Source organism: Glycomyces buryatensis (assembly GCF_004912275.1).
GTDB classification, from domain to species: domain Bacteria; phylum Actinomycetota; class Actinomycetes; order Mycobacteriales; family Micromonosporaceae; genus Glycomyces; species Glycomyces buryatensis.
On the sequence record NZ_STGY01000044.1, the window covers coordinates 40,313 to 66,592 of the forward strand.

General features: G+C 66.9%; 24 protein-coding genes. 16 read left to right on the top strand and 8 right to left on the bottom strand.

All coding sequences use genetic code 11. The features are described 5' to 3' along the window. Nucleotides 1–7 precede the first annotated feature (7 nt). Nucleotides 8–1,504 carry a hypothetical protein gene (locus FAB82_RS11605; RefSeq protein WP_136534707.1) on the bottom strand — a complete coding sequence of 499 codons (1,497 nt, stop codon included), beginning with the start codon at nt 1,502–1,504 and terminating at the stop codon, nt 8–10. A gap of 99 nt (nt 1,505–1,603) precedes the next feature. On the opposite strand from FAB82_RS11605, the gene FAB82_RS11610 reads away from it, so the two are divergent. Together FAB82_RS11610 and FAB82_RS11615 are read left to right on the top strand one after the other, a co-directional pair. Beyond that, nucleotides 1,604–2,779, top strand: a complete 1,176-nt coding sequence (locus FAB82_RS11610) for a hypothetical protein (RefSeq protein WP_136534708.1) — start codon at nt 1,604–1,606, stop codon at nt 2,777–2,779. A gap of 27 nt (nt 2,780–2,806) precedes the next feature. Beyond that, the gene (locus FAB82_RS11615; protein ID WP_136534709.1) at nt 2,807–3,742 is read left to right on the top strand and encodes a class I SAM-dependent methyltransferase; all 936 of its coding nucleotides are present in this window, start codon (nt 2,807–2,809) and stop codon (nt 3,740–3,742) included. Here the strand turns inward: FAB82_RS11615 and FAB82_RS11620 are convergent. Next, nucleotides 3,739–4,863 (bottom strand): HEAT repeat domain-containing protein, encoded by a 1,125-nt coding sequence (locus FAB82_RS11620; protein WP_136534710.1) that lies wholly within the window; start codon nt 4,861–4,863, stop codon nt 3,739–3,741. The genes FAB82_RS11615 and FAB82_RS11620 overlap by 4 nt on opposite strands. A 389-nt stretch (nt 4,864–5,252) precedes the next feature. Here FAB82_RS11620 and FAB82_RS11625 point away from each other — a divergent pair, with 389 nt between their 5' ends. The 3 genes from FAB82_RS11625 (at nt 5,253) to FAB82_RS11635 (ending at nt 8,255) form a co-directional block, all read left to right on the top strand. Beyond that, nucleotides 5,253–6,095, top strand: a complete 843-nt coding sequence (locus FAB82_RS11625) for a hypothetical protein (protein ID WP_136534711.1) — start codon at nt 5,253–5,255, stop codon at nt 6,093–6,095. A gap of 656 nt (nt 6,096–6,751) precedes the next feature. Continuing rightward, complete coding sequence (locus FAB82_RS11630; RefSeq protein WP_136534712.1) at nt 6,752–7,294, top strand: GNAT family N-acetyltransferase; 543 nt, start codon at nt 6,752–6,754, stop codon at nt 7,292–7,294. Between the two features lie 127 nt (nt 7,295–7,421). Beyond that, entirely contained in the window at nt 7,422–8,255 is an 834-nt protein-coding gene (locus FAB82_RS11635; RefSeq protein WP_136534713.1) for a hypothetical protein, read from the top strand. 57 nt (nt 8,256–8,312) lie between these two features. Here the strand turns inward: FAB82_RS11635 and FAB82_RS11640 are convergent, their stop codons facing one another. Beyond that, nucleotides 8,313–9,182, bottom strand: coding sequence for a hypothetical protein (locus tag FAB82_RS11640; protein ID WP_136534714.1), 870 nt, complete (start codon nt 9,180–9,182; stop codon nt 8,313–8,315). A 200-nt stretch (nt 9,183–9,382) separates the two neighbouring features. Here FAB82_RS11640 and FAB82_RS11645 point away from each other — a divergent pair, with 200 nt between their 5' ends. From FAB82_RS11645 to FAB82_RS11670, 6 genes are all read left to right on the top strand, one after another. Continuing rightward, the gene (locus FAB82_RS11645) at nt 9,383–9,820 is read left to right on the top strand and encodes a hypothetical protein (RefSeq protein WP_136534715.1); all 438 of its coding nucleotides are present in this window, start codon (nt 9,383–9,385) and stop codon (nt 9,818–9,820) included. Nucleotides 9,821–9,824: 4 nt separating this feature from the next. After that, nucleotides 9,825–10,418 (top strand): DUF1707 SHOCT-like domain-containing protein, encoded by a 594-nt coding sequence (locus tag FAB82_RS11650; RefSeq protein ID WP_168801554.1) that lies wholly within the window; start codon nt 9,825–9,827, stop codon nt 10,416–10,418. 238 nt (nt 10,419–10,656) lie between these two features. Beyond that, complete coding sequence (locus FAB82_RS28370; protein WP_136534717.1) at nt 10,657–13,722, top strand: S8 family serine peptidase; 3,066 nt, start codon at nt 10,657–10,659, stop codon at nt 13,720–13,722. Nucleotides 13,723–13,944: 222 nt separating this feature from the next. After that, nucleotides 13,945–14,739: an SGNH/GDSL hydrolase family protein gene (locus FAB82_RS11660; RefSeq protein ID WP_136534718.1), complete on the top strand. Its 795-nt coding sequence runs from the start codon at nt 13,945–13,947 to the stop codon at nt 14,737–14,739. Between the two features lie 282 nt (nt 14,740–15,021). After that, nucleotides 15,022–16,092: an arabinan endo-1,5-alpha-L-arabinosidase gene (locus tag FAB82_RS11665; RefSeq protein ID WP_136534719.1), complete on the top strand. Its 1,071-nt coding sequence runs from the start codon at nt 15,022–15,024 to the stop codon at nt 16,090–16,092. Between the two features lie 21 nt (nt 16,093–16,113). Further along, nucleotides 16,114–17,208 (top strand): glycoside hydrolase family 43 protein, encoded by a 1,095-nt coding sequence (locus tag FAB82_RS11670; RefSeq protein ID WP_211116540.1) that lies wholly within the window; start codon nt 16,114–16,116, stop codon nt 17,206–17,208. A gap of 100 nt (nt 17,209–17,308) precedes the next feature. On the opposite strand, the gene FAB82_RS11675 is transcribed toward FAB82_RS11670, so the two are convergent. From FAB82_RS11675 to FAB82_RS11690, 4 genes are all read right to left on the bottom strand, one after another. Continuing rightward, nucleotides 17,309–17,965, bottom strand: coding sequence for an RloB family protein (locus FAB82_RS11675; RefSeq protein WP_246039580.1), 657 nt, complete (start codon nt 17,963–17,965; stop codon nt 17,309–17,311). Then, nucleotides 17,883–19,223, bottom strand: a complete 1,341-nt coding sequence (locus tag FAB82_RS11680) for an AAA family ATPase (RefSeq protein WP_168801556.1) — start codon at nt 19,221–19,223, stop codon at nt 17,883–17,885. The genes FAB82_RS11675 and FAB82_RS11680 overlap by 83 nt, the downstream gene beginning before the upstream one ends. Before the next feature lie 214 nt (nt 19,224–19,437). After that, complete coding sequence (locus tag FAB82_RS11685) at nt 19,438–19,713, bottom strand: hypothetical protein (protein WP_136534723.1); 276 nt, start codon at nt 19,711–19,713, stop codon at nt 19,438–19,440. Between the two features lie 284 nt (nt 19,714–19,997). Then, complete coding sequence (locus tag FAB82_RS11690) at nt 19,998–20,720, bottom strand: winged helix-turn-helix transcriptional regulator (RefSeq protein WP_136534724.1); 723 nt, start codon at nt 20,718–20,720, stop codon at nt 19,998–20,000. A 397-nt stretch (nt 20,721–21,117) separates the two neighbouring features. Here FAB82_RS11690 and FAB82_RS11695 point away from each other — a divergent pair, with 397 nt between their 5' ends. From FAB82_RS11695 to FAB82_RS11715, 5 genes are all read left to right on the top strand, one after another. Continuing rightward, complete coding sequence (locus FAB82_RS11695; RefSeq protein ID WP_136534725.1) at nt 21,118–22,197, top strand: hypothetical protein; 1,080 nt, start codon at nt 21,118–21,120, stop codon at nt 22,195–22,197. A 34-nt stretch (nt 22,198–22,231) separates the two neighbouring features. Beyond that, nucleotides 22,232–22,975: an LmeA family phospholipid-binding protein gene (locus FAB82_RS11700; RefSeq protein WP_168801557.1), complete on the top strand. Its 744-nt coding sequence runs from the start codon at nt 22,232–22,234 to the stop codon at nt 22,973–22,975. A gap of 354 nt (nt 22,976–23,329) precedes the next feature. Then, nucleotides 23,330–24,181: a sulfurtransferase gene (locus FAB82_RS11705; protein ID WP_136534727.1), complete on the top strand. Its 852-nt coding sequence runs from the start codon at nt 23,330–23,332 to the stop codon at nt 24,179–24,181. A 27-nt stretch (nt 24,182–24,208) separates the two neighbouring features. Then, complete coding sequence (locus tag FAB82_RS11710; protein WP_136534728.1) at nt 24,209–24,520, top strand: DUF1416 domain-containing protein; 312 nt, start codon at nt 24,209–24,211, stop codon at nt 24,518–24,520. A gap of 140 nt (nt 24,521–24,660) precedes the next feature. Continuing rightward, the gene (locus tag FAB82_RS11715) at nt 24,661–25,857 is read left to right on the top strand and encodes a sulfotransferase family protein (protein ID WP_136534729.1); all 1,197 of its coding nucleotides are present in this window, start codon (nt 24,661–24,663) and stop codon (nt 25,855–25,857) included. Nucleotides 25,858–25,990: 133 nt separating this feature from the next. Here the strand turns inward: FAB82_RS11715 and FAB82_RS11720 are convergent, their stop codons facing one another. Next, nucleotides 25,991–26,224, bottom strand: a complete 234-nt coding sequence (locus tag FAB82_RS11720; protein ID WP_136534730.1) for a hypothetical protein — start codon at nt 26,222–26,224, stop codon at nt 25,991–25,993. Nucleotides 26,225–26,280: the final 56 nt, after the last annotated feature.

The window sequence follows — 26,280 nt, forward strand, 5'->3', positions numbered from 1 at the left end:
CTGGTCCTCACCGCCACAGGTCGCTGGGCCAGATGTAGAGGCCGTCGACGCGGTCGGCGTCTTCGGCGTCGTAGTGGCTGAAGCGGGCCCAGACCTCGTCTCCGGTGAAGGTGAGGTGTTGGGCGGGGAAGCGGTAGGCGTCGCCGGTGTCGAGGTCGATGACGCTGGCTTCGCGTTCGAGGGTGTATTCGTCGGGCGCGGTGAGGACCCACATGGTTCGGCCCACGACCTTGACGGTGTCGGTCGGGTTGATCGGGACGGTGGATTGCCATTCGGCCTCGCCGGTGGCGCGGCCTGTGGCGGTGAGGTTGTCGCCGCCGAGACCCCATGCGGCCGTGACGACGATGTCGTCATTGAAGCCGAGGACCTGGGCGGCTTCGGTTCCGGTCCAGACGGACTCGTCGGTGGCGGTTTCTACGACGGCGGGGAACCCGTCGATGTCAGCCGCGAGGCGGCCGCCGACGGGCTCGGCCATGGGCAGCGTGCCGCATTCGTACTGGTCGATGGTGGGGCGCGTGGCAGTGAGGGCTTCCCAGGCCGGTTCGGCGTCGCCGATCGCGAACTCCGCCACGGGACTGCGGCATCCGTCGGAGGGTTCGGGGTCGGCGGCGCCCGCGGCGATCATGGAGTCGCCCTCGATCGCGGCCCATGCGGCGTCGAACTCGGCTGCGTCGCCGACCTGTTCTCCGCTTTCGGTGTCCATAACGGACAGTCGCGGCTCACCGTCGACAAGGGATCTTACGGGGAGTTGTTCGCCGAGCGGACGGTCCGGTCCGCCGGGCGCGAGCGGGCCGGCATCGGTGCCGGCCTCGATCGTCCACCGCTCGGCGTCCGCTTCGTTCTCGGTGTCCACGGCGATGTCGGCCGCCGTCATGTCGCACGGCCCGACTTTGCCGCCGTCGAAGGTCTCGCAACGGCTGACCACCACCGCGTCCTTGTACAGCGCATGATGGTTGACCTGGTCGTAGTGCCACAGCTTGGCGCCGCTGACGGTATTGACGGCGTAGACCTGATGTTGTTCGTAGGAGCCGGGGGCATCGGTGTCCTCGGCGACCACGACGAGCGCGTCCCCGACCTCGGTGACGTCGAGTACCTTCTCGGAGACGACCTCGAACAGCGGAGGGGCGAAGGCGGACTCTTCGGACAGCGATTCCCAGGTGAGCCCGCCATAGGTAGCGCTGATCACCCGGTCGTCGGAGAACCAGACGTACTCGTCTCCGTAGGTTTCGTCGGTGAGCGACCGCTCGGGATCACCGTCGAAGTAGGGAAGTTCGGGTGCCGCGCCGAGCGCCCAGGCCTGGTCGGAGAACTGGGCGAGTTCGGCTATGGAACCTTCGGGCCAGTCCTCTGAATCCACATTCGAATCCAATTTCGACCACGTGAATGCGGCTGCGGGAGAAAGCAGGAGCGCCGTCACCACCACCGTGCACAGCACCCGAACGGGCCTGGGCCAGCGCCGGTACTCGGTCCTGAGAGCGCCGGGTCGGGACGGGGATTCGCTCATCGTTTCTCCAAGGGGCTGAGGGCGACGCGCACACCTTACTGGTAGTCGGCAAGTAGCGCGCCGCTATTACGCTGTGCGGATCCGACCCCTTGGAGCACGATGACCGCCCCCGAAACCAACCGCCGCCGCAGGTCCGGGCCGGCCTGGTGGATCGCCCTGATCCTGTCGCTCGCGCTCGTCGGCGTCGCGTCGTGGTCGGTCGTGCTCCGACCGGACGCAAAGGACGTGGTGCGCGAATACCTCGAAGCCATCCTCGATCGCGATGTGGAAGGGGCGCTTGCATATACGAATGCCCGTACTCGTGACGACCTCGACACCGGATCGGGCGAGGCACTGTCCAACGCGTCGCTCTACAGCGGCGCACAGGACTTCGACGCCGACCAGTCTCGTCTGCTGCACCCCGACGCGATCAGCACCGGCTGGGAGATCCTCGACATCGGCGAGCCCACCGAGGGTCCCGGCTCCTACATCGGGTTCAACACGCCCATCATCACCGACTCGCTCGAAACGGTCGAGGTCGTCATAGGGCACGAGGGCGGCACCGCCCGGTTCACGTTCGCGCTGGCGACCCTCTATGACAGGCTCACGATCGTCAACGGGCTGGTGGCGGTGCCGTTCTCCCCCAGTCCGAACCTGTTCGTCCAGACCGGCGACCGGCTGGTCGAATTCGACGACGCCGACGCATTGCCGGTGCTGGCGATGTTCCCCGGTGTCTACGAGTTCACCGTTCCCGGGGGCACGGCCGGACCGGTCGCGATCGCGCCGGGCGAAGGCGGCAATTCGCCGATCCAGACGGCGCTCCCCCAGGTGCCCGATGAGCAGCTCCCGGCGGCCGAGGAGGCGCTGCGGGCGCTCATCGACGACTGCGTCACCTCGGATCACGCCTCGCACCACGCCTGCCCGTTCGGCACCGAGGGCGAGTTCACCGCCGGCGGCCAGACGTACGGCCTGTGGGGCGGCGTGCGGTGGACCCTCGAGAAGTACCCCACGTTCGAGTTGGACTTCTCTTACGGAGCCGAAGGCTGGTACCTCCAACCGGAGTTCACCGACCCGGGCCGGCTCACCGTCAGCGAGACCGATTCGACGGATGAGGGAGAGGTGCTGGTGACGGCCGAGTGCGAGTTCTACGACGACGACCTGTACGTCTACTTCCATCCGGACGGCGCCGCCGAGGTCACCTGGGGTCCGCGGGGCACCGCCGATGAGGACTTCGCGTGGGTCCAGGAGGAGACCTGCGCCGACACTGCTTCAGTCGAACCCGTTGCGGGCGACTGACGGTCCCGTTCGCGGTAGCTTGGGGGCATGAGTGACGGAGCGAGCGAGCACCAGCACGAAAGCCACCCGGGCCATGGCGGCCACGGTCACGGCGGCCATGGAGGACACGGCCACCACGGCGGGGCCTCGATCGACTTCGCGGCGGAGGCCGAGCGGCTTCGCAAGCGCGCCGACGCGAGAGCGCCGGTCGACCGGGCCCTGATGCTGCGGCTGTCCGAACGCGACGACCGCGTATTCGTCGACGTCGGCTGCGGGGCGGGCGGAATGGCAATGGCCTTCGCGCAGACGCATCCCGACGCCCGCACGGTCGCCGTCGACGCCGAGCAGGCGCTGGTGGACCTGGCCGGCGAACGCGCCGCCGCCGCCGGTCTGTCCATTGTGACTGCGGTGGCCGATGTCGACCGGCCCGAGCACCTGGCCGACATCGTCGGCGCTCCCGCCGACCTGGTCTGGGCGGGCGGGGTCATCCACCACACCACCGACCAGCAAGCGGCCCTTGACACCCTCGCCGGACTGCTCGGACCCGGCGGGCGGCTCGCGATCGCCGAGGGCGGGCTGCCCGGACAGTTCCTGCCCTGGGACGTCGGCGTCGGGCGCCCCAGCCTGGAACTGCGCCTGGCCGAGGCCGGATCGCAGCGCATGGCCGCCGAACACGCCGAGAACGGCGCGGCCCGCCGCCCCTACGGCTGGAACGTCGCCCTGGAGAAGGCCGGGCTTCACGACGTTCGGGTCATCAACGACGTCACCGACATCCCCGCCCCACTCACCGGCCCCGACCTGGAGCCCGCCCTGCACTCGCTGGCGGCGCAGGTCGGCTGGTTCGAACAGTTCCTCGACGCCGAGGACCGCGACGCCTGGGCCGCCCTGCTCGACGCGGACGGCCCCGACTGGCTCGGCAGCCGCCGCGACCTCTACCACCTGGAGATCCGGTCGTATTACGTGGGCACCAAAGCGAACGGCTAGTCGTCGGGGTCGAGGGTGCCCGTCTGAGCCTCCAGCTGGAAGAGCCGGTCGAGCGCCGCCAGGCCGTACACGTCGTCCAGCTCCTCGGCCCGCGCGAAGTCGCTGAGCAGGTCGAAGCCGTCGCTCACGCCGAGCAGGCCGAGCCGGTACGCGGCCTCGATGCGGCCCCACCACGAGAAGCGCCCGTCGACCGCGAGCGCCGAATAGGCCTCGACGCCGCCGTCGTGGTTGATCCCGAGCAGCGCCTCGGCCGCGTCGATCCCAAGGTGGTGGTCCATGCTGGACTCGACGCCCTTGAGCAAGCGCCACAGCGCACTCTGGGCGTCGAGGACATTGTCCTCGGCGAGCTGCTCGGCGCAGATGATGCGCAGCCGGGCACTCACCAACGGCGCCATCGCCAAGTGACGCAGTGCCATCGCCGCCGAGTCGGGGTTGACGCGGCGCAGCATGTTCGCCGCGCCGTGGCGCACGTACTCGCTGACGGCATTGTCGGTGACCAGCTGCATGAGCGCGATCCCGGCTGGACGCAGCTCGCAGTCGACCAGGGCGCTGGCCGCGTCGAGCCGGTACTTGTCGTCCACGTCGCGGTCGGTGGCGATGGACTCCAGGGAATTCGCGGCAGCTTCGACATTGAAGCGGGTCATGTGCTCTGCGGCTTCCAGCCGCACTTCCACGTCCACTTCGGATGCCAGGGCGACCGGGCCAAGGCGCATGGCCATGTCGCGGCCGCCGAAGTCGATCAGGTCCTGGATGAGCTGGATGCGCAGATCGGGGTCGATGCCCTCGTTCTTGATGCTGGCCACCAGGTTCCGCATGGCCCGCTCGCGCCTTTCGGGACCGGCGGCCTCGGAGGCGGCGGCGGCGTCGATGGTCTCGGCGACCTCGAACTCGGCCTCGCCGGGCCAGAACGACTGCGCGCGACCTTCGATCGCCTTGGGCGGCAGCGTTTCGGTCGTCTTCATGCGCGCGAACTGGCGGCGGCGCTGCCAGTGGCCCGTGGCCCAGGTGGCGGCGAGCGCGGGATAGAGCAGGCCGTAGCCCCAGGCACGGTTGATGCCGTACATCTCTACTACGGGGACGGGTGCGAGCACGCTGGAGAACCGGATCGTCCACAGCCTCATTGATTGGACAGTCGCCATACGTTGAACCTCGGGTAGATGGTGGTTCTATCGCTGCCAGAACGTGACGGTACGGCTCTGCCTCGGGCGCCGATGTGGGCGGCGATTCGAGGCGGAGTCGCATTACGGCCGATGGTTTCTGCGGATCGGGCTTCGAGTGCCGGGGGCATAGATCTTAGTCCCCCGAGGCAAACGGGTGTCGCACCGGGTGTGCGACAAGGAGCATGGGGGCGGATTGAGTCCGTCCAGTGGGGCTGACGGGGCGTATCCGCATTAGGAGCGATTCTCGTGTTCACCCCTTGTCGGGGAGGCGCTGTACGATCGAGGGCACCCCGGTGAAACATGTTCACCGCGTCCGTGAGCCCATCAAGCAGACGAGGCCCCAGAGAGCGATGACTTACCCGCCACCCGGCGGCAACGACCCGCAGCATTTCCAGCTGCAACCCGAGCCGTCCCAGCAGCCGAGCGACCCGTACTCGCAGGGGTACAACTCCGCTCCGCCTTCCGCGCCCAACTACTTCGACCCCAATGCCCCCCAGTACGGCCAGCAGCCCCCGCCGCCGCACATGACCCCGCCGGTCGGCGTGCAGCCCGGTTACCCGCAGGGCGCGCCCTCGGCTTTGCCCCCGCAGCTCCCGCAGCAGAAGCACGGCGGGAACCTGGGGATCATCCTGGTGATCGTCGTGGGTCTGGTGGCCGTGCTCGGAGTGGCCGCGGTGATGCTGATCCCCGGCATCCTCGATGAGGGCGAAGACCAGGGCGGCGGCTCGACCGTCGAGTCCGAGAGCCCCTCCGAGGAGGAGTCCGAGGAGCCCTCGGAGGAGCCGACCGAGGAAGAGCCCACGGAGGACGAAGAAGAGGAAGATCCGGCCGACGACTTCGACACCTGGGGTACGGCGTCCAGCTCCGAGGACTTCGACGTGAACTCTCCCGAGGGCGCGGCGATCGCCTGGAAGTGGGCGTATGACACCGGCGATGCCGAAACGATGGAGTCGCTGATCTGCTCGGACGCCTCTGACTATCTGGTGTGGCAGTACGAGCACATCGAGGAGTACGGCGGTTCCGATCCCGGATACCCCGTGTGGGGCATGGCCCGCGAGGTGGACGGCGCGTACGAGGCCTGGGCGGGTTGGACTTACACCGACGCCAAGCCCACTGAGGACGACCTCTCTCTGGGTTACATCTACGAGGTGGTCGAGGAAGACGGCACCTGGAAGGTGTGCGACTACAGCTGACCGAGCGGCGCTTCCGGGGTTCGAATCGAGGCCCGCACGTCCGACCGGCGATGCAGACATCGGTTTGAACCACCTGTGCCACAACGACATGAGTGATGCCAGCCAATAGGTAAGAGAACCCAACATCTCGACTCTTTTCTGTACAGTGAGGGGAAATTGCATTCCCCCCCCCAGAAAGGACTCAGATGCGAACCTTCACCCGGGAAATCGCTCTTCTGGCGAGCACCCTCCTCGCAGGAGCGGCAATCGCCCTCGCCGTCGGCTCCCCGGCACAGGCCGGCACAAGTGACTGCGTCGATTATCTTGAGTCACGAGGCTATACAGGGAAAACAATCGAGAAGGGGTGCAGCCTGGCGCACACCGAAAGCGTTAGTGCGTGCTGGGACTACCTTAAACGCGCAGGTGTTCCGTCAACCACAGCCAAGACCGCGTGCACCAAAGTATGAGGTGTATCAAGTCGATTCGGAGCTCGTTGGTGATCTGATCACTGAGAACTTCATCGGATGCCACCCCTGCGTGCAGTAGAAAGCCGCGCTGGTGACGCCAGGTGGCGTCACCAGCGCGGCTTTCTACTGCACACGTCCCGGTCAGCCTTTCGCGTGCAGGCGAACCCATATCGGTTGACGCCGGTCGGCCCGGCCGGGTAGGAAGTCTTCATGCTTAGAGGAACCAAGGTGGGCCTCAGGGCCCGGCACGAGGACGACATCCCGATCCTGCGGACCGAGCTCTACGACGACGTGGCCGGCTCCTCGCGGGCCGAAGGCGGGCCATGGCGGCCGATAAAACCCGACGCGAACGATCCGCGGCTCGTGGTGGACGACGAGAATCCAGGCGTCGTCTCGTTCTCCGTAGTGGAGCTGGAGGGCGGCACGCTGGTCGGCACCGCGAATCTGTGGGGCATCGACAACCACAACCGGTGCGCGCACATCGGCCTCGGGCTGCGGCCGTCGTGCCGCGGCAAGGGCTACGGCACCGACGTGGTCGCGACGCTCTGCCACTACGGATTCGTCGTGCGCGGCCTGCAGCGGCTGCAGATCGAGACGCTGTCGGACAACGTCGCAATGCTGCGTTCCGCTGAGCGCAATGGATTCGTCCGCGAAGGCGTGCTTCGGTCCTCTTCCTGGGTGATGGGCGAGTTCATGGACGAGGTGCTGCTCGGGCTGCTCGTCCAGGACTGGAAGCCGGACTCGACGGGCTAGAGACGTGCCCCTGGGACCGCGGGCACTCACTGGCGATATTTGCGGCTTTTGGCGCTTATGCCGGAAGTTATCCACAGGCCAGAAAAAAGTTTTGGACCCCGGGTAGTCACTCGGTGACCCTTGAGGCATGACTCAGATGCCGAAGTACCGAACCGCCACCGCCACACTCGAGAGGTCCCAGTCGCCGACCGGCGCGGGCCTGAACAAACGCTTCGAGGCCCTGACCGAATCCGATTTCTACGCCGTCGCGACCGGCCGCACCGCGGCCTGGATCCACGGGTTCGACGTATTGCCGCCGGGAGCGGACGAGCGCGAATGGCCGCTCGAGTACGCGCGGGAGCTGCCCCGCGAGGAGTCGACCGTGATCGACGGCCTCCCGGTGACCAACCGGGCCCGCACCCTCATCGACTGCGCCGCGGACCTGCCGCGCCTGGAGGCGGTCGCGGCGGCCGACCAGTTCCTGCGCGCGGGGATCGATTCGCGCTCCCTGTCCGCCGCCCTCGATCCGCTGCGAGGCGACCGGCTGCGCCGCGCCAACGCGACGCTGCTGGCGGCCGACCCGCGCGCCGAGTCGCCGATGGAGTCGTGGACGCGCTGCCTCCTCGGCGACGCGGGATTCCCCGCGCCGGTCCCGCAGCTGCGGGTGCGGGCACCGGGAGGACGCACCTCGTTCCTCGACCTGGGCTGGGAGGCATGGAAAGTGGGGGTCGAATACGACGGCATGGCGACCCACGTGGGCCTGGAGGCCGAAACGAGCGACCATCGCCGACATCAGGCACTGCGGGGCTCGGGCTGGAGAGTGGTGGTCGTGACCGCCTCGGAGGTGATGGAGCACCCGCGCCCCTGGATGATCGCTCTGCGCGACACCCTCCTCGCCAGAGGCTGGAACCCCGACCTCTCCGAACTCCACGACCTCAATGCCCGAATCGAGGCGGTGACGGTGGCCATGCACGCTAACTGAGGGGCGTCGAAGGCGGAGCCGGTTGCCGGTTACCAGTTCCGCCTTCAGGAGGCGATCTCACTCGATGATGTCGGCGACCGTCGGCACCGTCGCAGCCTTCTTGATCCAGGCGCGAAGCTGGCCCGGGTCCTGGCAGCGCTCGATGCGGCGCCGCTGGTTCTCACTGATCGACAGGTTCCTGGCCTCGACGAAGTCCAGCAGCGCCTCCGACAGGCCCTGGGCCTCGCCCTCGGCTTTACCTCGGGCTTCGCGGTCCAGCAGCAGCTTGCTCTGGTACGGGTAGGTCTCGTTCTGCATCATGGCCTCCAGAATGGTGCGCGGCCGCTGTTCAAGCTGGCCTAGCATGTAGTCAGCGTATCGTGTGGCCCGTTCTTCGGGAAGGACCGAGAGTTCTTTGAGAGCCGCGGTGAGCAGCGGATCGATATCGGAATCGTGCTGGTGGACGAGTGAGCCGAGCACCATGCGCTCGGCGAGCACGCCGGTCCCGGAGACCGTCGTGTGCCTCGGATAGTTGTCAGGCCCGAGCACCAGCGGACGGAGGATGAAATCCGGATGCCCGGTTTCGATCGGCGCCCGCGCCCAGGACGCGACCGCGGTACCGGGGCAGACCACCACCAGCACTACCGGAGCTTTGATGCGATGGCGGATGTTGGCCTGGTAGGCGGGCCAGGAGAACCGTTTGCGCGAGTCCGTGCCGCGCTGGACCTCCACGATGATGCCCAGCCGGTTGCGCCGACCGGCGCGACAGAGCACCACATTGTCACAGTTGAGGTCCCGGACCTGCGCGTCGGTGGCCGACTCGGAATAGGGGACGACCTCATCGTGGTCGGGGATGGGGACACCGAGAAGATCCCCGGCGAGCTCGACTGCGAAATCCGGTCGAGATCGGCACAACTTCAATGGTGTGTCGTGTTCGTGTGTAGTCACCGTTCCCATGCTGCACGGACACAGCGACACCCCCAGGCCTCGTAACCCGCCGCTAGATCCCGTTAGAGATGAGCTTCACTCCCAGAAGGCCGCGAAGAAAAGCGGGAGCGGTGCCCCCGGCCCGTCCACGATACGATCGGGACGAGCATTGTTCGAGTCCCCATAACCATGCGGTCGGGGCGGTCGGGTGGGAGTGGCACGTGTCGGAAGGGTCCTTCACCGGGTTCGCGCACCCGGCGGTGCCCACCGCCGAGGAGATCCGCACCTGGGCACTCGATCCGATCTCGGTCGCGCCCGATGGCCGCCAATGGGATCTCACCCTCGCCACCGATGATCTCGCCGAGACCTGGCTGGACCTCGCCGCCGACGCCACGTGCCCGAAGCGCTCCTTCGCGCTGCACGTGCTCTACATCTACTCCGGCGACGCCGTCCGCACCAAGTTCCGCGTGCACCCGCGCAAGCGCCTCGACAAACTCCTCGACAAATCACGAGAGATCCGCGACCAGTATGTTGAACTGTGGGCGGCCAACACCCAAGCGCTCATCCGCCAACCCGACCTGTTCGACTACGACGAATGGTGCAACGGCGGACTCGTGCGCAGGCCGCGCCGACTCAACCCGGCTCCATCCAGAAGGTAAACAGATGTCCACGCCCGACCCGAACATGCGGATCTCCAACACCGAACGAGAAGCGATCATCGCCCGCCTCCACGCCGCCACCGAGGAGGGCCGCCTCGACCTGAACGAGTTCGCCGAGCGCTCCAGCCAGACCTACGAGGCCAAGACCTACGCCGAGATCGAAGGCCTCCTCGCCGACCTGCCCGCGACCGGCGGTGAGCTCGTGGCCCCCACCCCCGCACCCGAGTCGCGTCCGGCCCCGGCGGAGTTGCGCCTCAATCCCACCGCCTCATCCGTTGAGCGCAAAGGCGAATGGACCGTCCCGGACCGCACCGTGGTGAACGCCAAGGCCAGCTCCGTCAAGCTCGACTACCGCCACGCGACCATCAATCTACGCGACATCGCCGTCAAGATCGACCTCAAGGCCTCCTCGCTGGAGCTCGTCCTCCCCAGGAACGCCTACGCCGTCGACGAGGACACCGACCTGATGGCCAGCTCCGCGAAGAACCACTGCTCCTTCAAGGGCGACACGAACATTCGGTTCACCGTGTCCGGCTTCGCCAAGGCCAGCTCGGTCAATATCCGCTATGAGCGCCGTTTCCTCTGGTGGCGTTGGTAGTCCGTCTACTCCCTCAGGCCCCGACGATCACATGAGAGCCGCCGAAGGCCCACGCGAACGTCCAATGTAACGGCCACATAACAGTATTGACCGATTGTCACATTCTTCCCATTCCGGGGTTTACACCGAACCACGCTCGCAATAGGCTCCTTTTCGTGCGCCACATCACGGTGAAGCTTGCGAACCGTGATGAGTACTGAACCCAAACGGCGCGTCCCCCTTGAGAGGAGCTCATCGAATGGGATCTTCGTCCCCCCGATTCTTCCGAAGGCGCCGGGTCCCCCGCGCCAGAAACGGAACCCGACTCACCCTGGCGGCCCTGACCGCCTCCGCGGTGGTAGCCGGCCTCACCACGGCCGCCGGACCGGCCTCGGCCGAGCCCGCCTCGCTCCCCGAGATCACCCCCGACTACTACAAGGAAGCCCCGGCCCAGGACGTCGAGTACACCGACGGCTACTACATGGTCCAGCTGGCCGCCGACCCCATCGCGACCTATGAGGGCGGCGAAGCCGGCCTCGCCGCGACGGCGCCCGACGAGGGCGACACCATCGACTTCTCCGCGAACGAGGTCGAGGAGTACCGCGATCACCTTGCGTCCGAACGCGATCAGGTCATCGACTCCCACGACGTCGACCCGGCCGCCGAGTACGACACGGTGTTCTCCGGTTTCGCCGCCGAGCTGACGGCCGCCCAGGCCGAGGAGCTCGCCGCGTCCGACGGGGTCATCTCGGTCGTCCCCGACGAGATCTACCAGCTCGACACCGCCACCACCCCGGACTTCCTGGGCCTGGAGGGCGAGGACGGCGCCTGGAACGAGCAGTTCGGCGATCCCGAGCACGCCGGCGAAGGCGTCATCGTCGGCATCCTGGACACCGGTGTCTGGCCGGAGAACCCATCCCTGGCACCCCTCCCCGAGCCCCGCCCCGACCAGGACGTCATCGACGCCAAGTGGAACGGCGAGTGCGTCGAGGGCGAGGACGAGGACCCCGCCAACAACATCACCTGCAACAACAAGCTGATCGGCGCCCGCTGGTTCGACACGCGCGGCGTCTCGGCCGACGGTTACGCCTCCCCGCGCGACCAGAACAGCCACGGCACCCACACCGCCACGACCGCGGCGGGCAACTACCAGACCGACGTGACCCTGGACGGCGAGGAGTTCGGGACGGTCTCGGGCATGGCCCCGGCCGCCCGCGTCTCGTCCTACAAGGTCTGCTGGGGCGGCTGCGCCGGCGCCGACCTCGTCGCCGGTATCGAAGCGGCCGTGAACGACGGCGTCGACGTCATCAACTTCTCGATCGGTTCGCTCGGCACCAGCGAGTTCGTCAACTCGGTGTCGATCGCGTTCTTCAACGCCGCCGCCTCCGGCGTGTTCGTGGCGGCCAGCGCCGGCAACAGCGGCCCGGGTTCCACTGTCGACCACCAGGAGCCGTGGGTGACCACGGTGGCGGCCTCGACGCACGACCAGACGTTCCGCTCGGAGTTCACCTACGGGGACACGACGGTCAAGGTCGGCGCGATCCAGGGCGCGGGCGAGTATGGCATCAAGCTGGGTGCCGATGCGGCTCTTGACGATGCGGACCCGGCGGATGCCGCGGCCTGCAATGCGGATTCGCTGGATCCGGCCAAGGTCGAGGGCTTCGCGATCGTGTGCACCAGGGGGAACCTGTTCACGGACATGGCGAACGAGGTGGCCGCCGCGGGCGGTGCCGCGCTGGTCGTCCGTGACGTGGAGGACCTGGGGGCCGGCTCGGTCGTCACGTCGCAGGCGGTGCCGACGATGCACATCGGTTACACCGACGGGCTGGCGCTGGTCGAGTGGATCGAGTCCACTGAGGACCCGACCTTCTCCGTGACATCATCGGTCCGCCAGGAGCAGAACGCGCCGTCGATGGCGGCGTTCTCCTCGGCCGGTCCGGCGCTGTCGGCGGGTCAGAACCTGCTGAAGCCGGACGTGACGGGCCCGGGCGTGGAGATCCTCGCCGGGGTGACGCCGGAGACGAGCCGCGGCAACGACTATGCGGCGATGCAGGGCACGTCGATGTCGAGTCCGCACATCGCGGGTCTGGCGGCGCTGCTGGCGTCGGCGAACCCGGAGTGGTCGCCGATGGCGGTGAAGTCGGCAATGATGACGACGGCTTACACCACTGACGCGGCGGGCAATTCGATTCAGCGCGGCGGCGCGGACGCGACGCCGTTCGACTACGGGGCCGGGCATGTCGACGGCGCCGAGATGTTCGACCCGGGCCTGGTCTTCGAGTCCTCGCCGGAGCAGTGGATCCAGTACATCTGCGGCACCGCCGAGGCGTTCAAGATCGGGACGACTTGCGACGCTTACGGTTCGATCGAGCCGAGTCAGCTGAACTACCCGTCGGTGACGGTGTCGGAGCTGACCGGGGTGTCCGAGGTGACTCGTACGGTCACGAACGTCGGTGACAAGAAGGCGACGTACAAGCCGACGATCAATGCCCCGGCGGGCTTCGAGGTCGAGATCGACAAGAAGAAGCTGAAGCTGTCTCCGGGCGAGTCGGCGACGTACACGCTGACGATCACGCGCACCGATGCCGCTTATGAGGAGTGGGCGTGGGGTGATGTGACGTGGACGGAGAAGAAGGGCAACAAGACGCTCCACGAGGTGCGTTCGCCGCTCGTGGTGAGGCCGGTGGAGCTGGGTGCGGCCGATGAGGTGACGTATTCGGGCGCTTCGGGTTCGGAGTCGCTGGCCGTGACCGCGGGCTTCGACGGCACGCTCGGCGCTTCGGTGTCGGGCCTGGTGGCCTCTGAGGTGTCGACGGCGACGCTGACCGATCCCGACGCGTCGGGGTTCCCCTCGGATGACCCGGTGGAGAGCTCGCACACGGTGTCGTACGAGTTCACCACGCCGGCGGATGCCGCGCTGGTGCGGTTCGCGACTTTGGATGCGGACCATCCGGAGGGGACCGACCTCGACTTGTTCGTGTACGCCAAGGAGGACGACGGTTCGCTGACGCTGGTGGGCAACTCGGCTTCGGGCGGCTCGAACGAGACGGTGACACTGCCGGGCGGTTACACGTTCGTGGTGTTCGTCGACGAGTGGGACGGTCCGTCGCCGCTGGAATCGGTCCTGCACACCTGGGTCGTTCCGGGTTCGGACGAGGGGAACCTCGCGGTCGACCCGGCCGAGCAGGACGTGACCGTCGGTTCCACCGCCGAGGTGGGCCTGACGTGGTCGGGCCTGGAGGCGGGCGTGCGCTATCTGGGCTCGGTCGACTTCAACGAGGGCGGCGAGCCGGTCGGTTCGACGATTGTGAACATCACGCCCTAGTCATTTAGGGCCGCAACGGATGACGAAGTGAGCGTCCGTCCGTCGCGACACCGATCCGCCGCAGGGCGGCCCCGGTGTCGCGATCGGGCGGGCGCTCGTCGTTTCAGGGGGCGGGGCGGGTGCGAGGTTTATCGCAGCGCTCCCACCTGGCCGTTCACCGCCGTATAATTCCTGCATAGCCCAGTAATTCGATATGTGCCCACATAGTCCGCTGGAGTGCCCGTGAAGCGCCGATACATGCCCGTAGCGCTGTTCAGCGTGGCCGCCTTGGCGATCGCCGGCCTGGGCTTCAACGCATTCCAGCGCTCGCACCCCGACATCACCGCTTCGGCGGACGCGGCGGAGGTCGCCCCTGAGGGTTCGCCGCCGGTCCCGGCCGAGGCCGTCCCCGGCAATACGCTGCAAGCGCCCGTGTCGATCATGCCGCTCGGCGACTCGATCACCAGCAGTCCCGGCTGCTGGCGGGGGAACCTGTGGGACCGGCTTGTCGAGGCCGGGCACGACATCCACTTCGTCGGGTCGGAATCGGATCCGTGCCCGCCGAGCGCGGTCGAGGAGTGGCACGAGGGCCACGGCGGCTACAAGGTCACCGATTCGGTCGCGAACGGCTATGTGCGTTCGTGGCTGGAGCTCAACACCCCCGACGTGCTGATGATGCACTTCGGCACCAACGACATGTGGCGCGAAGTGCCGGTCGAGGCGGTCATGGACGCCTACACGCAGGTCGTGGCCGACCTGCGCGAGCTCAATCCCTCTGCGGTCATCCTCATCGCCCAGATCATCCCGCTGCATCCCGAGGGCTGCGACGGCTGCCCCGAGCGGGCGATCGCGCTCAATGCGCTCATCCCCGGCTGGGCGGAGCGACTGACCACCGAGGACTCACCGATCTGGGTGGTCGACCAGCACACCGGGTTCGTCCCGGCGACCGACACCTCCGACGGGGTCCATCCCGACGGGGACGGGTACGTGAAGATCGCGGCCAACTGGTTCGCGGCCCTGGACCCGATCCTTCCTTGATTTCAGGCGGCGAACGACGGAGCAGGTGAGAAGAAAGGCGGCGCTCTGGCCGGAGCGCCGCCTTTCGCGTTGCCGCCCTGACTCTCCCGCGAGTCCGGCGACCACGATCCGGGCAGACTCGATCTTGCCTCCCGGGTGTGACAATCTCGCGGCCGAGTGACGTCCCGATTGCAAAGGGTGGAAATTTTCCCTAATGGGGGTCTGCGATTGATTTCTGGTCATGTTGTCGGTAACATCGGGGCGTCCCTCACACATCGACATTTCTGCATAGGTGATGAATCAATGGCAACGAAGCCCAAGACCCTCGCCGCCGGACTCGGCGCCGCCGCGCTCGCGGCCGCCGGACTCGCGGTCTACCTCCCCACCGCCGGAGCCGCCGACAACCACGGCTCCGAGGTTTCCCAAGCGGCTCAGGCCAAACAGAACTGTGACGGAGCCGTGAGCGCACCCGGCACGCTCACCGGTTCCCTCGGGGCCCACGACCCGGCCCTCGTCACCTCCTGCGAGGAGGGCGAGCCCTGGTACGTGTTCGCCACCGGCTACGGCCCGGTCGGCGATGGCAACGTCACGATCCGCACTTCCAATGACAACGGCGCTACCTGGGAGGACGCCGGAACCATGTGGGACACCAAGCCCGCGTGGGTGACAGAAGAGGTCCCGGGAGTCGACAACATCTGGGCCCCCGAGGTCTTCTGGGACGAAGAGCGAAGCCTGTACTCCATGTACTACTCGGCTTCGACCTTCGGCAACCAGCACTCCGTCATCGGACTGGCCACCAACGAGACCCTCGACCCGACCGACGACGACTACGGCTGGGACGACCAGGGTCTGGTGTGGGAGTCGAACGAGGGCGACCCGTACAACGCCATCGACGCCTCCATCCTGGACACCGATGAGGGCCGGTTCATGGCCTTCGGCTCCTGGTGGTCCGGCATCTACGCGGTCGAGCTCGACCCCGCCACCGGCAAGGCGGTCGACGGCGCCGAAGCGATCCACCTCGCGGGCCGTGGCGGCTCCGGCATCGAGGGCCCGACCCTCACCGAGCACGACGGCATGTACTACCTCTTCACCTCGTGGGACGTGTGCTGCGCCGGCGCCGACTCGACCTACAACATCCGGGTGGGCCGCTCCGAATCCCCGACCGGACCGTTCGTCGACGCCGAGGGCACGGCCCTGACCGACGGCGGCGGCACCCTCGTCCTGGCCGGCCACGGCGACTTCGTCGCCTCGGGCGGACAGTCGATCTCCAACGGGCTCATGGCCTACCACTCCTACGACACCGCCGGCGACTTCGAGATGGGCATCGAGGCCATCGAATGGGTCGACGGCTGGCCCGTCCTGGACGGCCAGTAGGAACCCGGTTAGGAACCCATGATGAACACGACACCGCAACGACGCGGAAAACGCATGCGCCGCAGCGCTTTGGCGGCCGTGGCCGCCGCCGCGCTGGCCGGACTCACCAGCCTGGTCGTCCTGAACGGCGCGGGAGCGGAAGAGGCCGGCGACGCCGACCAGACCGCGAACGACGTCGAAGCTGCCCAGGCATCGGTCACGAATCCATTGGTGCCCAACGGCGCCGACCCGTGGCTGGAGTACTACGACGGCAACTACTACATGGCCGCGACCACCTGGGACTCCACCGTCACCATGCGGAGCTCGCCGACCCTCGCGGGCCTGGCGGACGCCTCCGCCGAAGTGGTGTGGGACGACGCCGGTGCCGCCGACCGCTGCTGCAGTCACTGGGCGCCGGAGTTCCACCAGATCGACGGCACCTGGTACCTCATGTACACGTCCGGGAACTCCCAGACGAACTTCGACGGCCAGCGCCTCCACGTGCTCCGCTCGACCGGGGACACCCCGGCCGGGCCGTACGAGTTCATGAGCACGCCGATGCCGGACCGTTGGAACATCGACGGGACGTACCTGGAGCTGGGCGACCAGCTGTACATGCTGTGGTCGGAGTGGTACGGCGAGGACCAGTCCAACTGGATCGCCGAGATGAGCGACCCGTGGACCCTCGTCGAGGGTACCGAGACGATCATCTCGCAGCCGGAACACGACTGGGAGACCGTGGGCGGGCGCGTCAATGAGGCGCCCGAGGTGCTCCAGCACGACGGGGACACCTTCATCGTCTATTCGGCTTCCCAGTGCGCCACTGCGGATTACAAGCTGGGGATGCTGACGTACAACGGCGGCGACCCGCTGGACCGGTCCTCGTGGCCCAAGTCCGACGAGCCGGTCTTCGAGCAGGGCAACGGGGTCTACACGACCGGCCACAATGGCTTCTTCACGTCTCCGGACGGGTCGGAGCACTGGCTGGTCTACCACGGCAACGACGATCCCGAGGGCGGCTGCGGTTCGAGCCGTTCGACCCGGGTGCAGCCGTTCACCTTCAATGAGGACGGCACCCCGAACTTCGGGGAGCCGGTCGGCAATGGCGTGGAGATCCCCGCTCCCTCCGGGGAGTAGCGAGATAGCGAGTTAGCGAGCGGGGCCGGTCAGGGGAACTGACCGGCCCCGCGCGCGTCAGTCAGCGACCGCGTCCGCCCCCGCCTTCGGCGGCAGTTCGTCAACGACGCCGCTTGTCCTGTTCGTCGAGGATGAGCTCGACCAACCTCCACACGGTGGTGGAGGGATTGCAGAGATGGCCATCGGATGCCGCCTCTCGCTTCCGGCCGCGATCGATCGCTTCCCGCCGCCTCGGTCTGAATGCCTCCAGGCAAGGGGAGTCCTTGTCGTAGCCCGGAACATGCCTCCGCTGAAGGTATTCCTTCACGCTTGACGGAGATGCGAACGGCCTTGCGCAGTCCTCGAAGTGGAGGAGCAGCCAGTACTCGAAGCACGGGTTGGAGATGGCGATCGCGACGCGCCGGCGTTTCGCCTCGATAAGCGCCTGTTCGAGATTGGCGAAGTGGTCGACATCGAGCACACACCAGACTTGCGTGAAACCGCCGGCATCCCTGAGGTCAGCCGTGTATTCGACCTGTTTGAGCGGGCTCTTGTCCTTGACTTTGACTTTGATCGATATGTTCGGGGTGCCGCACTGCTTGAAGTCCTCGAAGTACTCCTTTTCGGTCCGCTGTCCGCATACGACTATCAGGACCTGCGGGGCGGGTTCACGAGCCGGTGTGCGCCTGCGTCCTTTAGGTTGTCGATGGTGCTTCACCGGCGGGTGCCTCCCTGCCGTACCGCTTGAAGATGTCCAGCAGTGAACCGGTGTCGACATCGGGCACGGCGCCGTAGGCGCCACCAAGGTAGCGGCGTTCCTGATTCTCTCCTTTCCGGGGCTTGAAGTCACTGAGCGGGCTGAGTTCAGAGGCGCCCTCGGTGTTCTTCTCCACGAACCAGACTTCGTCTCGGCGCAGCACGGGCTCTCCGAGGCTGGTTCCGAGCAGGCTCGTGTCGTGAGTGGAGAAAATGAGCTGAGCGCCCTTGGGATTGGTCTCCGGGTCATGAAAAAGCTCGATGATGCGGGCGAGCAGACGCGGATGGATACTCGACTCGATCTCATCTGCGACCATGACACCGCCACGGTTGAGCAGTTTGGCCAGCTGCGCCATCTGCAACAAGAACGCGATTGTGCCGGAGGATTGCTCGCCGAGCGTCAGCGGCACAAGGCTGTCGCCGTGTAGGAACATCAATTGCCGTTCAACCCGTGGAGCGCGTAGCTGGCTGGCCCGCTCCTGGATTCTATTGATGTCGCGCTCACGTTTGCGCTTGTCGAATTGGCTCTCCGCACGCTTCCGGAGGTCAGGAATCCTGCTCTCCAGGGCAGCGGCCTCGCGCAGGTCGATCTCTCTGGGTTCCCGGATTCGCTCAGCGATCTCGATGTCGCGGATGCCGAGGTCGGCTTTCCTGGCCAGCTCCACAAGCAGTGGATCGTCTTCGATCGTCGCCTCAAGGTCCGCTCGGCCCCAGAACACAGTGCCAAGGGGGCCCGAGAGAACGAGGCCGTCGAACCAACTGCGGACTGCGTCGAGTTGCGGTACGTCGAGGTCGCGAAGCACGGTGAACACCGAGCGGTCCTGGCGGACCTGCTTCACGAGCTTCGCGATCTCCCGGTGGTTCTCGACCGACTGCCCGATCCGAATGGTCTCCTGCTCTCGCTCGACCAGTATTCGCTTGCGCCGGTTGGGATAAGCGTAAAGCCACTCTTCGATGAACCGCTCGTCGTCGAGCGCGAATCCGTAGCTGTAATCGACACCCGCGATGGCAAAGCCGAACTCGGCCACAGTCGGAGCCGCCAGGCCCTCGGGCGACAACTTGAAGGGCGTTCGCAGGCTCGAGTCGCCTGTAAGGAGCTGCTGAACCGGCGAATCTGACACTTTGTCAGCGGCCCAGCGCAAGGCGTCGAGAAGGTTCGATTTTCCCGAGGCGTTGGCGCCGTAAAGGGCCGCGACCGTCAGTGGGTCGAATGCGGAGTCCGGCAAGGTCGGGCCGAGGTGCAGCTCCTGGTCGGTAAGGATCGACTTGTAGTTGCTCACTCGAAAGCTTCGGAGCATCTGTAACACCTTCGTCCTGGTCACTACCGACCATATCACGCAAAAAAATTGCGCGAAGATGCCTGGAGATGCACAAAGGTAAGCGCCGGTCGGCAATGGCGTGGAGATCCCCGCTCCCTCCGGGGAGTAGCGGGTAGCGATTGGCAAGAGCGAGCGGGACCGGTCGGCAGCACCGACCGGTCCCGCTTCGCGTCAATCAGCGACCGCCGCGCTGCTTGGCGTCCTTCTTGAAGCGGCGGGCCGAGCCGAGCAGGCCGGCGCCGGCGATCATCAGGACGGCGAAAACGGTGTTGCGGCCCGCGCTGGGGATCGCCGACGGATCGACGTCCGCCGCGGAGAGGATCATCGCGACCAGGATCGGCCCGACCAGCAGTGCGACGCCGCCCCACAACATGTTGTTGTACTTCTGCTGTTCTTCCTCGGTCATGGGGGAGGCGTCGTTCGGCTGCTGGGGCTGGTTCGGGTTGGACATTTCGGGGCACTCCATTCCTGTTGGGAAGTGTTGTCCCAGCCTGTCCTGCGGCATCACGAGTCCGTCCCGACTCCGTCCCCGACATGGCGAGCCGGGCGGACGGGAATTTGGAGGTCGGTGCCGCAGGATGCCGCGTGGTCCATTTCGCGCGTGGACGGAAACGGCTGGGGCCGCGATCCGAATTCGGATCGCGGCCCCAGCCGTTTGCTTTTGCCGATTGCTTTAGTCGTTCAACTCGGCGCCCTGAGCGTCCAGGTTCCTGGACTGCGGTTCGCCTTGGTGCTCTATGCGTCTACCTTTTCTGGACGCGGTTCGCTCTCGCGGAGGTTCTCCGGCGGCGGGGCGACGAATTTGTAGCCGACCTGGCGAACGGTACCGATCATCGACTCGTATTCGCTGCCGAGCTTGGCGCGCAGGCGTCGGACGTGGACGTCGACGGTGCGGGTGCCGCCGAAGTAGTCGTAGCCCCACACCTCGCGCAGCAGCTGCTCGCGGGTGAACACCCGGCCGGGATGCTGCGCCAGGAAGCGCAGGAGCTCGAATTCCTTGTAGGTGAGGTCGAGCGGCTGGCCCTTGAGCTTCGCCGCATAGGTGTCGGGGTCGACCGTCAGGTCTCCGGCGCGGATGACGGCCGGGCCGGCGGCCGTGGCGGCGTTCGGTTTGCCGGTGGCCAGGCGCAGGCGCGCCTCGACCTCGGCGGGGCCGGCGCTGGCGAGCAGGAGGTCGTCGACGCCCCAGTCCGCCTGGAGGGCGGCGAGGCCGGCTTCGGTGACGATGGCGAACAGGGGGACGGTCAGTCCGGTCGCCTGGAGGACCCTACAGGTGGCACGGGCGTCGGCAAGGTCGCTTCGGGCGTCGACCATGACGGCATCCGGGCTCGGGCCGCTCAGCAGGGCCCTGACGTCGCGGCCGGCGTAGCGAGCGCGGTGAGGCAGCAGCTCGAGCGACGGCAGGATCGACTCAGGGGACTCCGGAACGGGGTTCGAGGTGAGGATCAAGATTTCCACAGCAGGCCTCCGCTGTTATATGAGCACACGCGACTATCGCTCTCCCGGCATCGGCGGCGGGTGGCTTACAAGCGGTAGGTGGAGTCCCGACCAAGTGTAAACGGTCACCAGACAAAAGACCAGCGTCACCTTGCCGAAACCTCACTATGCGGGATAGCGGATTCGTGCGGCGGCCGTTAAATGGTGTTCATCGTGTTGTCACCGAACCCGAATCGAAATGGGCGTGCCACCAGAATGAGCGGACGCAGTTCCCCCGGTTCACGGACGATTCGGGGCGAAAGGACTCGTGCCCCTCGGGGCCGTCTACGCTGCTCCTCCGCCACCCCTTCTTCGCCACCGGACACACGAGGTAGCGAAGGTGAACGGTTCACGGGGCCATTGCCGTAGGCTGTCCATCGTGTCGTACAGCCGACCCGACGAGACCTGGGGCTATGAGCCCCGAGAGGCCGCGCCGCCCCCCGAGGACCCCGCTTGGGGCGGGCCGGCGCCTTCCGAGCCGTCCCGTTCGCCGCGCCGCCGCGGCGGCCGGTCCGTTCTGCCTGGGCGCGGCCGGCGCAAACCGGCTCCCGGGCCGGGAGCGACCGGCGAGATCCGGTCTCCGTCCCCCACCGCGACCGGCGAGGTGCCCGTCGCGGACGGCGCCGATGACCACACGATGCCTCCGCCGAGCCCGCACCTGCTGCACCGGCTGCCGCCGCTCGCGGTCACCGTCGTCGTCAGCGGCGGTCTGATCCTCGGCGCACAGATGGAGCGCCCGGTCTATGCCGCCGGGGTCGCGGTGCTGCAACTGGCGATGCTCGTGCTCGTCACCTGGACCCGGAAGGTCTCGGGCTGGCTGATCACCCTCGTCGTCGGCGCCGGCCTGGCCCTGGCGGCCGACTGGGTGGCCGCGGACTTGTCGCCGGTGTCGATGCTGCCCATCACGATCCTGCTGGCGCTCGCGTTCGGTGCGGCCGTCATCGGGCAGTTGATGCGCCGGGAGCATTCGGGCTACACCGAGAGCCTGGGCTTCACGATGCTGATGTGCGTGGCCGTGTCCGGCTACACCTGTTATATAGCGTTGTCGCGTCTGAACTCGGCGCCGCCGGCCATGTACTCGGCGGTCGTCGCGGCCGGGACGGCGATCCTGGCGGCGCGCGCGGTCGACCTGGTCATGCCCGACCCGCGCATCAACCGCCAGGTCACGCGCGGCGCGTTCGGCGTCGTCATCGGCACCATGTGCGGCACCGCCTCCGCCGCCTACGCGGGGCTCGTCATCGAGGGCCCGGAGCCGGGCCACGCCGCGATCGGCGGGCTGCTGGTCGCGCTCATCGCGGTGCTGGCGGACCTGGCCTGCGGTTACGTGTCGGCGTCGCGGCGCATCGACGGCGACGGCACCGCGCCCGCGCCGGTGGTGAATCTCGCGGGTCCCCTGCTCGCATTCGCAATCACCGGACCGGTCGTGTATCTGTTGAGCGCCTACTACATCATCGACTAGTACCCCAGTTCCCCAAACCATCCTGGAGTCCCTTGTGGGCAAGATCCTGCGCCGCATCCTCATCCCGCTCGTCATCGTCCTCGCCGTTGTGGCCATTGGCGACCGGGTTGCGAACTACCTCGTCGAACGCCGCATCGCCACCGAGGTCGCCGACACCGCCGACTCGTACGGCGCCTACTCCGACCAGCGCCCGGACGTGACCGTCCACGGTTGGCCGTTCCTGACCCAGGCCTGGTCCGGCGAGTTCGAGCAGATCGACATCACCCTGTCCGACGTGGGCGCCGAGGGCCTGACCTTCCCCTCGCTCGAACTGGTCGCCTATGACGTGGCCGCCGACTGGCGCGAGCTCAGGGACGGCGGTGACGTGGTGGCTCAGGACCTGGACGTGGCCGGGACGGTCTCGACCGCGTCGGTCGCGCAGCTGCTGTCCGAGCGGACCGGATACGACGTCGCGGTCGCCGACGACGGCACCGCCACGATCACCGCCTCGGTCGAGTTCACCAACCCGATCACCGGGCAGGCCACGCCCGTCGACGTCGAGGCCACCGGTCAGCTCGAGCTCGGCGACGGCACGCTGTCGATGACGCCCGATGCCATCCGCTCGCTCACCGAGGGCCTGCCCGACGGCGCCGACCAGTACATCGAACAGGCCGCCTCCGGTCTCGGCACCACGGTTGAGCTGCCCGAGCTGCCTTACAACATCCAGCTCACCGAGCTCGGCTTCTCCGGCGGCAATGTCGAGATCTCCGGTTCGGCGAGCGAGGTCACGCTGACGTGACCGTCCGCATGGCGAGAACGTACCTGGCCGTGGGCCGGGAAGTCTGCTAGCGTTCAGCCCATGCGCAAGCCGATGCTCACCAAGCGGCGCGCGATCGATTACTGCATGATCGCGGCCACGCTCTGTCGAATGCCCTAGGCGACTAGCCGGACGGCAGTCGCCGCAATGCGGCCCAGCGTGCGCAAGTACAGAGCAAGGCTTCAGCCACTTCTGTGGCGAGACATCGGTTTACCTCCAACAGCACGATTCTGTTTGGATGGTTCCTGCTCGCAACCTGAATGCACCGCCCGCCGGGCTCGCTCCCGACTCGGACCGAATTCAGTCACTCATTGTTACGTTCAGGAGAGAACACTCATGGCTCGTGAAGACGTGCTGGTCACCGCCGATTGGGCGGAAGAAAACCTCGACACCCCGGGCGTCGTGTTCGTCGAAGTCGACGAAGACGCATCGGCATACGACTACGGCCACATCAAGGGCGCGGTCAAGATCGACTGGAAGGACGACCTCCAGGACCCGGTCCGCCGCGACTTCGTCAACCAGGAGCAGTTCTCGCAGCTGCTGTCCGAGCGCGGGATCGCCAACGACGACACCGTCGTCCTGTACGGCGGCAACAACAACTGGTTCGCGGCCTACGCGTACTGGTACTTCAAGCTGTACGGCCACCAGGACGTGAAGCTGCTCGACGGCGGCCGCAAGAAGTGGGAGCTCGACGCCCGCGACGTCACCACCGATGTCGTCAAGCGCGAGGCCACCGCCTACGAGGCCAAGCCGCTCGACTGGGACCTGCGCGCCAAGCGCGACGAGGTCGAGGCCGCCATCGGCGCCAAGAACCTCATCGACGTCCGCTCCCCCGACGAGTACGCCGGGCGCCTGCTCGCCCCGGCCCACCTCCCGCAGGAGCAGTCCCAGCGCGCCGGCCACATCCCCACCGCTCTGAGCGTGCCGTGGTCGAAGTCGGCCAACGAGGACGGCACCTTCAAGTCCGAGGCCGAACTCCGCGAGATCTACGTGGACGAGGCCGGCCTGGACGAGGGCAAGGCGACGATCGCGTACTGCCGCATCGGCGAGCGCTCCAGCCACACCTGGTTCGCGCTGCGCGAGCTCCTCGGCTACGAGGATGTCAAGAACTACGACGGGTCCTGGACCGAGTACGGCTCGCTTGTCGGCGTGCCGATCGCGCTCGGCGACGAACCCGGCGAGAAATAATCCGGCGACGGTAGGAAAGGAATCAACATGTCTGACGGTTGCGCTGCGCCCGACCAAGATGCCGCCCTGCCGGCGTCTGTCGACATCGAAAGGGAGACCGTGCTGACCGGCACGGTCGCCAACGACGAAGGCGAACTCGTGCAGGGTGCCTATGTGCGCCTGCTCGACTCGTCCGGGGAATTCACCGCCGAGGTGGTGACCGGTGAAGGTGGACAGTTCCGCTTCTTCGCCGCACCCGGCAAGTGGACGCTCCGCGCGCTCTCACGGTTCGGCGACGCCACTGGCGAAGTCGATGCCGTGCAGGGGCTCAACGAGGCGAAACTGTCCGTGAGTCGTTAGACCGGGAGCGTTTCAGCTCGTTACCCAGTCCCGGAGGGCCGGGCCGCTACCGCGGCCCGGCCCTTTCGCGTATCGTGGCCCGGACCGATCTCCCCTCGATCCACATCACAGTCCCTGGCCCCCTTCTGGAGAGGACGCCGATGCAACGCACCTCGGGCACCACGAAGATGCTCAACATCCTGCTCACCCCCACCACTCTGGACCGGCGCAACCCGGCCAAGACCTGGCGCAAAATGGTCGCGGCCGCCGAGGCCGACCAGCGTTCGAGTTTCGACGGCGATCGGCAATGGCTCGACGACCTCGAATTCGCCTTCGGGTGCTACGCCGACGTCAAACATCTGGGTCCCATCGGTTGGGCCAGCACCAAATCCGAGTTCTCAATGCGCATGGTCAACCGCCTGCGGGTGCGGCGCCTCCACGCCGAGATCCCCGCGATCGGCAACGAGCCGATCGAGCGACCGGTGTTCATCGTCGGCCTGCCGCGCACCGCGACCACATTGACCCACAAGATCCTCGCCGCCTCCGAGGGCCACCGCGGTCCTTTGGCGTGGGAAATGTACAACGTGGACCTCAAGGCCGACCCGCAGACCGATGCCGAGCGGATCGCCAAGCTCACCAAAGACTTGGAGATGCTGCCCAAGCTGATGCCGGCGCTGCCCTACCAGCACCCGACTTCGGCGACCAGCCCGGAGGAATCGCTGCTGATCGTCCCGCACACCGCCTACCACCTGTGCCGGGCGCCGCTGCCGCGCTACCGCGAATGGCTCGACCAGCACGACCACACCACCGACTACGGCTATCTCAAGCAGGCGCTCCAGGTCCTCCAGTACGGGCGCGAACGTAAGCGGTGGATCCTCAAGGCGCCGTTCGACCTGTTCAACCTCGGCGCCATCTGCAAGGTCTTCCCTGACGCGAAGATCGTGTGGACCCACCGCGACCCGATGACGGTCATGGCCTCGACCTGCTCGCTCATCGAGTCGTTCTGGCGCATGGCGCTGCGCCGCACCGACACGCACGAGCTCGGAGAGACGTTCCTGACCCTGTTGTCCGACATGGTCGACCAGGCCCGGGAGACCCGCCACACCTTGCCATCGGGCGCAGTCATCGACGTGCCCTACCACCGGCTCAACCACGACCCTCACACCTACGTGCCGCTGCTGTACCGCCAGCTCGACGCCAAGTGGACCGCCGAGGACGCGGCGAACCTGGACGGTCAACTCGCCCGGCCCGCGAACGACCGCAAGCACGAGTACTCACTCTCGGACTACGGTCTGACCCACTCCGAGGTAGACGACGCCTTCGGCGACTACATCAAACTGGTCTCCTCGCTGAACTAGCGATTCCCGCTGCATGCGCGCTGGCCCTGCCGTGGCGGGTTCAGCGCGCGCATGCGGTGAGCCGCGACCTCACATTGGAAAGGTGTCGATCTGCGCCGAGTGGCATTTTGCGGTGCCCGCGCGAACTTCGCATTCACTGCGGGCGTCCCGCCTCGATGTACTTGACGGTCTCCTCAGGCCAGATATCGACCGACTCCTCGGACTCGATTCGCTCGATCACTTCGGCATTCGTCGGTTGCGCCGCATCCTGGTGGATCAGGTTCCGCAAGTAGGCCGACAAGGAGATGCCGGAGCGGCGAGCACGTTCACGGAGGACCGCGACATCGTCTGCGTCGACCTCACGGATCTGGAGAATCATCGTGTCCATCTGCATATTGAACTGCAATGTGCATGATCTTGGCATGGGTGACGCTCGATGGCGGC

Coding starts and splice junctions, on each gene's coding strand:
- FAB82_RS11705 (WP_136534727.1), top strand. CDS start 23,330: ATGGCTCGTGAAGACGTGCTGGTCACCGCCGATTGGGCGGAAGAAAAC.
- FAB82_RS11715 (WP_136534729.1), top strand. CDS start 24,661: ATGCAACGCACCTCGGGCACCACGAAGATGCTCAACATCCTGCTCACC.
- FAB82_RS11610 (WP_136534708.1), top strand. CDS start 1,604: ATGACCGCCCCCGAAACCAACCGCCGCCGCAGGTCCGGGCCGGCCTGG.
- FAB82_RS11630 (WP_136534712.1), top strand. CDS start 6,752: ATGCTTAGAGGAACCAAGGTGGGCCTCAGGGCCCGGCACGAGGACGAC.
- FAB82_RS11665 (WP_136534719.1), top strand. CDS start 15,022: ATGGCAACGAAGCCCAAGACCCTCGCCGCCGGACTCGGCGCCGCCGCG.
- FAB82_RS11720 (WP_136534730.1), bottom strand. CDS start 26,224: ATGGACACGATGATTCTCCAGATCCGTGAGGTCGACGCAGACGATGTC.
- FAB82_RS28370 (WP_136534717.1), top strand. CDS start 10,657: ATGGGATCTTCGTCCCCCCGATTCTTCCGAAGGCGCCGGGTCCCCCGC.
- FAB82_RS11650 (WP_168801554.1), top strand. CDS start 9,825: ATGTCCACGCCCGACCCGAACATGCGGATCTCCAACACCGAACGAGAA.
- FAB82_RS11685 (WP_136534723.1), bottom strand. CDS start 19,713: ATGTCCAACCCGAACCAGCCCCAGCAGCCGAACGACGCCTCCCCCATG.
- FAB82_RS11635 (WP_136534713.1), top strand. CDS start 7,422: ATGACTCAGATGCCGAAGTACCGAACCGCCACCGCCACACTCGAGAGG.
- FAB82_RS11625 (WP_136534711.1), top strand. CDS start 5,253: ATGACTTACCCGCCACCCGGCGGCAACGACCCGCAGCATTTCCAGCTG.
- FAB82_RS11675 (WP_246039580.1), bottom strand. CDS start 17,965: ATGTCGACACCGGTTCACTGCTGGACATCTTCAAGCGGTACGGCAGGG.
- FAB82_RS11615 (WP_136534709.1), top strand. CDS start 2,807: ATGAGTGACGGAGCGAGCGAGCACCAGCACGAAAGCCACCCGGGCCAT.
- FAB82_RS11605 (WP_136534707.1), bottom strand. CDS start 1,504: ATGAGCGAATCCCCGTCCCGACCCGGCGCTCTCAGGACCGAGTACCGG.
- FAB82_RS11710 (WP_136534728.1), top strand. CDS start 24,209: ATGTCTGACGGTTGCGCTGCGCCCGACCAAGATGCCGCCCTGCCGGCG.
- FAB82_RS11670 (WP_211116540.1), top strand. CDS start 16,114: ATGAACACGACACCGCAACGACGCGGAAAACGCATGCGCCGCAGCGCT.
- FAB82_RS11620 (WP_136534710.1), bottom strand. CDS start 4,863: ATGAGGCTGTGGACGATCCGGTTCTCCAGCGTGCTCGCACCCGTCCCC.